The following is a 1,422-nucleotide window of genomic DNA, read 5'->3' on the forward strand; positions in this document are numbered from 1 at the left end:
GTCAGCTTCTACGTGGATCGCCTGGCCGAGGGCATCGCGACCATCACCGCATCGGTCGCGCCGCATCCGGTGATCGTGCGCCTGTCGGACTTCAAGTCCAACGAGTACGCCAATCTGATCGGCGGCAGCCGCTACGAGCCGCATGAAGAAAACCCGATGATCGGCTTCCGCGGCGCCAGCCGTTACGTCGATCCGTCGTTCGAACCGGCGTTCGCGCTGGAATGCCAGGCCGTGCGCCGCGTGCGCGACGACATGGGCCTGGACAACCTGTGGGTCATGATTCCGTTCGTGCGCACGTTGGAGGAAGGCCGCAAGGTCATCGACGTGCTCGCGAAGCACGGTCTGCGCCAGGGCGAGAACGGACTCAAGATCATCATGATGTGCGAGGTGCCGTCGAACGCGCTGCTCGCCGAGGAATTCCTCGACATCTTCGACGGCTTCTCGATCGGGTCGAACGACCTGACCCAGCTGACACTCGGACTGGATCGCGATTCCAGCATCGTCGCCAACCTGTTCGACGAGCGGAATCCGGCGGTCAAGAAGATGCTCTCGATGGCGATCAAGGCCGCACGCAGCAAGGGCAAGTACGTCGGCATCTGCGGCCAGGGCCCCAGCGACCATCCCGATCTCGCCGAGTGGCTGATGGCTGAAGGCATCGAATCGGTATCGCTGAATCCCGACACAGTCGTCGACACCTGGCTGCGCCTGGCGAAGACCAAGGCGGGCTGACCGCCCGCGCGACCGTCTTCACGCGAACGCGGTTACCATCGTCCGGTAGACACAGCACGCCCCTGATGGGGCGTGCTGCATTTCAGGAGTCCTGCATGTCCGCATCCCCCGCCTCGTCCCCGGCCCTCCCCGCCATTCCCACCCAACCCGACGTCCTGCTCAAGGAGCTGCGCGGCATCGACTGGCTCCAGCTCCTGGAGACCTGGGGCCTGAAGCTGCTGGCCGCGGCCGTCATCTTCCTGATCGGCATGTGGCTGGCCAAACGCCTGAGCGCGGGCCTCGAGCGCGTGCTGGGCCGCACGCATGCGGACGCGACGCTGGGAGGCTTCCTGCGCCGCGCAAGCTACGCGGCCATGATGGTGCTGGTCATCATCACCGCGCTCACCTCGCTGGGCGTCAACCCGACCTCGATGCTCGCGGTGCTCGGTGCCGCCGGCCTGGCGGTGGGCTTGGCATTGAAGGATTCGCTGTCGAACATCGCCTCCGGCGTGATGCTGATCGTGCTGCGCCCTTTCCGCGATGGCGACTTCGTGCAAGCCGGCGGGTTGGAAGGCATCGTCGAGGAGGTGCGCATCTTCCAGACCCGCATGCGCACGCTCGACAACCGCCTGATCGTGCTTCCGAACAGCCTGATCACCACCGCGCCGATCATCAACTTCACCGCCAAGCCACATCGCCGCATCGACATCCCGG

Annotated in this window: 2 protein-coding genes; both read left to right on the forward strand. The window is 65.3% G+C overall.

Annotation, left to right across the window (positions count from 1 at the left end; translation table 11 throughout):
- Positions 1–729 (forward strand): putative PEP-binding protein (locus tag AC04L7_RS18655; RefSeq protein ID WP_475513696.1); only part of this gene is annotated, 729 nt, incomplete at its 5' end.
- Positions 730–824: 95 nt separating this feature from the next.
- Positions 825–1,422, forward strand: a 598-nt coding sequence (locus tag AC04L7_RS18660) for a mechanosensitive ion channel family protein (RefSeq protein WP_475513697.1), incomplete at its 3' end; no start/stop codon positions are given.

It is taken from the genome of Pseudoxanthomonas sp. LjRoot204_2 (assembly GCF_056175765.1).